The organism is Bradyrhizobium sp. (genome assembly GCF_052389815.1).
Lineage (GTDB): Bacteria > Pseudomonadota > Alphaproteobacteria > Rhizobiales > Xanthobacteraceae > Bradyrhizobium.
This window is the reverse complement of record NZ_JBQTHN010000010.1, coordinates 1-5461: the sequence shown is the minus strand read 5'-3', so window position 1 is coordinate 5461 and position 5461 is coordinate 1. Positions and strand designations below refer to the sequence as shown.

General features: G+C 65.7%; 6 protein-coding genes. 1 reads left to right on the top strand and 5 read right to left on the bottom strand.

Annotated elements, in window-relative coordinates; translation table 11 throughout:
- Window positions 1-937, bottom strand: a 937-nt coding sequence (locus ACT4OC_RS03060; RefSeq protein WP_444837536.1) for an acyl-CoA dehydrogenase family protein, incomplete at its 3' end; no start/stop codon positions are given.
- Window positions 938-1072: 135 nt separating this feature from the next.
- Window positions 1073-2257, bottom strand: coding sequence for an acyl-CoA dehydrogenase family protein (locus tag ACT4OC_RS03055; RefSeq protein WP_444837535.1), 1185 nt, complete (start codon window positions 2255-2257; stop codon window positions 1073-1075).
- A 163-nt stretch (window positions 2258-2420) separates the two neighbouring features.
- Here ACT4OC_RS03055 and ACT4OC_RS03050 point away from each other — a divergent pair, with 163 nt between their 5' ends.
- Window positions 2421-2966, top strand: a complete 546-nt coding sequence (locus ACT4OC_RS03050; RefSeq protein ID WP_444837534.1) for a carboxymuconolactone decarboxylase family protein — start codon at window positions 2421-2423, stop codon at window positions 2964-2966.
- 146 nt (window positions 2967-3112) lie between these two features.
- Here the strand turns inward: ACT4OC_RS03050 and ACT4OC_RS03045 are convergent, their stop codons facing one another.
- The 3 genes from ACT4OC_RS03045 to ACT4OC_RS03035 all read right to left on the bottom strand — a co-directional run.
- The gene (locus tag ACT4OC_RS03045) at window positions 3113-4330 is read right to left on the bottom strand and encodes an MFS transporter (protein ID WP_444837533.1); all 1218 of its coding nucleotides are present in this window, start codon (window positions 4328-4330) and stop codon (window positions 3113-3115) included.
- Window positions 4331-4488: 158 nt separating this feature from the next.
- The gene (locus tag ACT4OC_RS03040) at window positions 4489-4851 is read right to left on the bottom strand and encodes a nuclear transport factor 2 family protein (RefSeq protein ID WP_444837532.1); all 363 of its coding nucleotides are present in this window, start codon (window positions 4849-4851) and stop codon (window positions 4489-4491) included.
- 23 nt (window positions 4852-4874) lie between these two features.
- The coding region (locus ACT4OC_RS03035; RefSeq protein ID WP_444837531.1) for an MFS transporter at window positions 4875-5461 on the bottom strand (587 nt) is incomplete at its 5' end.

Here is a 5461-nt window from a genome sequence, read left to right as displayed (position 1 = left end):
CCGCCTTGTCGATGTCGGCATCGAGCGCCTGCAGCGCCTTCAAGGTGGCGGCGCGGGAAATCTCGATGTCGACATAGAGCTCGGCGGCGCGGTGCTGCAGCGCCTGGAATTCGCCGATCAGCTTGCCGAACTGCTTGCGCTCCTTCAGGTACGTCACCGTGCGGCCGAATACCTCCTCGCTCAGCCCCACCATTTCGGAGGCGACCGCGCCGCGGCCGATATTGAGCAGGTTGTCCAGCAGCGCGCCGCCGGCATCGACCTCGCCGAGCACGCTGTCCGCATCGACCTCGACGTTGTCGAACGCGATGCGCGCCGCGTTGTGCGCGTCCACCATGATGGTGCGCTCGGTCGCAACGCCCTTGGCCTTGGGATTGACCAGGAACAGCGTGATGCCCTTGGCTTCGCCGGGCGCACCGCCACTGCGCGCCGCAACGACCAGGAGATCGGCGGTGTGGCCGTCGACCACCAGCGCCTTGGCACCCTTCAGCCTGAAGCCGTTGCCGGCGCGGGTTGCCTGCATCGCGGTCTGCAGCGGGCGATGTTTCGCGCCCTCGTCGACCGCGAGCGCTGCCAGCAGGGAGCCGGCGGAGATTTTCGGCAGATATTCCGATTTCTGCGCCGCGCTGCCGCCGCGCGTCAGCGCCGAGGCCGCGAGCACGCCGGTGGAAAGGAACGGCGACGGCATCAGGGTGCGGCCGATCTCTTCCATGACAATTCCGGCCTCGACGCAGGCGAGCCCGCTGCCGCCGAACTCTTCCGGCACCAGCAGGCCCGAAAATCCCATCCCGGCGAACTCCTTCCAGAGCTCGCGCGAGAAGCCGGTGGCGTCCTTGCTGTCGCGCAGCTGGCGCAGATGCGACACCGGCGCCTTGTCGCTGATGAGGCCGCGCGCAGAGTCGCGCAGCATGGATTGTTCTTCGGTGAGGACGAGTGCCATGGGTGGGTGGTTCCGGATTACATGCTTCGTGTGATTTTGAGCTCGTCATTCCGGGGCGCGTCGAAGACGCGAACCCGGAATCTCGAGGTTCCGGGTTCGCCGCTTCGCGCCGCCCCGGAACGACGGTGAGAGTTGCTACGCCCCCGGCAGATCGAGGATGCGCTTGGCGACGATGCCGAGCATCACCTCCGACGTACCGCCCTCGATCGAGTTGGCCTTGGTGCGCAGCCAGGCGCGCGGGCGGGCGCCGCCGCGGGAGCGCTCGCTCTCCCACTCCAGCGCGTCGATGCCGCCGGCCGCCATCAGGATCTCGTGGCGGCGCTTGTTGAGCTCGGTGCCGTAATACTTCATCGCCGAGGAGAACGCCGGATGCGACTGTCCGGCTTTCGCCAGATCGACCGCACGCTCGGCCACCGCGGCAAACGCCGCCTCGTCGACCTCGAAGCTCGCGATCTTGCCGCGCAGCATGGCGTCGTCGAGCCGCCCGGACTCGTCGCTGCCGACGGAGTCGGCGGCGAGCTGGCCGAGCGGACGGCCGATGCCGCGCTGGCCGGTATCGGAAATCATCGCGCGCTCGTGCTGCAGCAGATATTTCGCGACATCCCAGCCGCGGTTGACGGTGCCGACGACATGCGACTTCGGCACCCGCACATTGTCGAAGAAGGTTTCACAGAACGGCGAATAGCCTGATATCAGGAGGATCGGCTTGGTCGACACGCCCTTGGAAGCCATGTCGAACAGGATGAAGCTGATGCCGTCATGTTTCTTCGCCGCGGGATCGGTCCGCACCAGGCAGAAGATCCAGTCGGCGTAGTTGGCATAGGACGTCCAGATCTTCTGGCCGTTGATGATGAAATCGTCGCCGTCGCTCTCCGCGCGGGTTTGCAGCGAGGCGAGGTCGGAGCCCGCATTCGGCTCGGAATAGCCCTGGCACCAGCGGATGAGGCCGGCCGCGATCTTCGGCAGATGCTCCTTCTTCTGCGCCTCATTGCCGAACTTGAGCAGCGCCGGCCCCAGCATCCAGATGCCGAAGCTCGACAGCGGCGAACGCGCGCCGATCCGTGCCATCTCCTCGCGCAGCACCTTGTGCTCGGCGCCGTCGAGGCCACCGCCGCCATATTCCTTCGGCCAGTCCGGCACGGTCCAGCCCTTGTCGCGCATCCGCTCGAACCAGACGCGCTGCGCCTCGGACGCGAATTTGGTGTTGCGGCCGCCCCAGAACACGTCGGCGTCTGAGGTGGCGGGCTTGCGCATCTCCGGCGGGCAATTCGCCTCCAGCCAGGCGCGGGTCTCTTTGCGGAATTGTTCGAGATCGGACATCGGCGTTTCCATCGGAATTGAGGGGTTGGAATCGACCTTAGTCGGGGCTTGGCGGAATTCAACATCTCATTGGATACGTCATGCATCCCGCGCAGTGGCCATTGCCTGCTATCGGGTGTATGCGCTGGCAACGATAACGGTGGAAAAACAAGAGGAAACGACGATGCGGCTGAAGTTGCTTTCGCCTGGCGAAATGAAGCCGGAGCAAAAAGAAACCTACGACGAGGCGATTGCCGGCAAGCGCGGCGGCCCGCCGGCGCCGATGATGGCCTGGCTCACCAGCCCGGAGATGGCGAGGCATGCCACGCGGCTCGGCGAGGTGATGCGCTTCAACACGATCTTTCCGGCAAAACTTTCCGAGATCGCCATCCTCGTCACCGCGCGGCACTGGACCGCGCATTACGAATGGTTCGCGCACAAGCGCCTGGCGCTGAAGGGCGGCATGGACCCCAAGATCATCGAGGACATCCGCGACCGCCGCGCGCCGACCTTCGACGACCCGAAAGGCAAGATGATCTACGACCTCGCCAGGTCGCTGCACGAAGGCCACGGCGTGGCGCAGGGGCTCTACGAGGAAGCCGTGAAGGTGCTGACCGAGCGCGGCGTAGTCGAGGTGATCGGGCTGTGCGGCTACTACACGCTGGTGTCGATGACGCTGAACACGTTCGAGTTCGGCCTGCCGGAGGGGGAAGTTTCGGAGCTGGCGTGAGTGTCGCTTCCCACCTCGACCGTCATTGCGAGGAGCCAACGGGTCGCGCGAACGCGCGCCCGATGACAGGCTCCGCGACGAAGCAATCCAGCTTTCTTGTCGCGGCGAGGAAGCTGGATTGCTTCGCTTCGCTCGCAATGACGAGTCTAGCGGGCGCGTCCCCTAATCAAAATCAGCACCGCCGCGATGAGCTCCACGCCGATGCAGACATTGAACGGCAACGCGTAGCTGTCGGAAAAATCACGCAACAGCCCGACCACGCCGGGACCGAAGGCGTAGGTGATCTGATTGATCGCCGTGATCAGGCTGATCAGGACGCCGAACGAGCGCGGGTCGAACTCGCGCTGCACGATCAGCGCCGGCAGCGTGATCAGATTACCGACGGAGAAGCCGAACAGCGCGCAGGCCGCGATCAGCGCGACGTCGTTCTGCACATTGATGAGAATCGCGAGCGCGACCGCCTGGCTGGCAAAGGACAGCGACGACGCCAGCCGCTGGTTCATGCGATCGATCACGAAGGAGAACAGCACGCGGCCGATCACCGCCATCGCGGTCAGCAGCGCCATCGCCACGGTCGCCCGCTCGCGCCCGATCACGCCGTCGAGGAAGGCGATCAGGTGGACGATGAAGCCGACCTGCGCGAACAGCACCAGCGCGAACGCGATGGAAACGGAGAGGAAGGCGGGATCGCGCAACGCGTCTTTGCGGATTTGCGTCGGCGACGGTGCGTCGGCCGATGCCGTGGCCGCCGTGTGAGCCGGCACCGGCGGCCTGCCGACGAAGATCAGGATCACCGGCACCATCAGCGCGATCATCACCAGCGCCGCGACGATCATGGCGCCGGGGAAGCCGAAATAGCCGATGCCAGCGACCAGCAGCGGCACGCCGACGATGCCGCCGAAGCTGGCGCCGTTCAGCGCCAGGCTGATCGCCATGCCGCGCTTGCTGTCGAACCACAGCCCCAGCGTGTTGGTGATGACGCCCAGACTCGTGCCGGCCCAGCCGAAGGCGAGCACGGCGTTGGCGAGATAGAGCTGCCACGGCTCGCGCACCTGCCCGATGGCGATGCCCGCCGCCATCGCAAGGGTGCCGGCGATCAGGCAATTGCGCTGGCCGAACGCCTTGATCGCCTCGGCGACGAACGCCACCAGCAATGCGCCGAACAGATAGAAGAAGGTCGTGCCGGACGAGATCAGCGAGGTGGGCCAGCCGCGCAAGCGATGTAGCTCGGCAACGTAGACGCTCTGGCCGTAGAAGCCGAGACCCCAGCCGAAGGTGGCGAGCAGGAAGCAGACGACGACGATGCGCCAGCCGTCATAGCGAATCGAGGTCTCCGGAACGGGCCTGTGGCTGGAGGCGTCCATGCTCTTCTTCTCTTACGGCAGGTTGTCGGGCCGCATGGCCGGCAGCCACCCGTTTCCCGTCCGGACGATATGGAGCGTGAAGGCGCGCCCGAACAGAGCTGCCCGCGAGAATCCAGCGGCAATCAATTCGACGCGCGTCGAACTGTCAGCAGCTGGCATCAGCCGCCGATGGTGGCGGGGTCGTAGAAGAACCGTTCGCGGAAAACCCGGTCGCCGCGCCATTCCTGCAGGGCCACCTCGTCGAAGCGGCGCACCTTGCCGCTCTTCTCGGTCAGCACGAAATTCCAGTGGATGGCGACGCGGTCGCCTTCGACGACGGACGATACGCATTTCGAATCGACGCGAGACATCCGCGACAGCACCGCCTTCTCGTGCGCGACCAGCACGTCGCGGCCGACCCGCGGCGGCGCCGCGTTCTCCTGCATGCTGGCGTCCTCGGTATAGAAGCGTTCGATGGCGCCGGCGTGGTCGCCGCCCTCGACGGCCGCGATGAATTCTTCCAGACGTGCGCGCGTCGGCATGGGACCTCCGGAAAAGACAACGACTAGAGACTGGGCTCGGGGAATTCGTCTACCTCGCGCAGGCGCGCCCGGCGCTTTGCGAAGGACGCAAAAGCGAGGACCGCAAGCCCGAGCAGCACCGGCGGAAACACCACCAGATTGACGGCGTTCCAGCCGTAACGCGCCAGCAGCTGGCCGGAAGCGAACGAGCCGATCGCCATCATCCCGAACACGAGGAAATCGTTGAAGGCCTGCACCTTGTTGCGCTCGGCCGGGCGGTGGGTCTCCAGCACCAGTGCAGAGGCGCCGATGAAGGCGAAATTCCAGCCTACCCCGAGCACGATCAAGGTGGCCCAGAAATGCATCGCGGTGATGCCGGAAAGTCCGATGCCGGCGGCGGCCGCCTCCATCGCCAGACCGAGCGCGACGATGCGTGGCGCCCCGAAACGGGCGATCAGCGAGCCCGTGAAGAAACTCGGCCCGTACATGGCGACGATGTGCCACTGGATGCCGAAATTGGAATCGCTGACCGACAGCCCGCACATCTGCATGGCGAGCGGCGCCGAGGTCATCACCAGGTTCATCATCGGATAGGCGACCACACCGCACAGCGCGGCGGCGATGAAGCGCG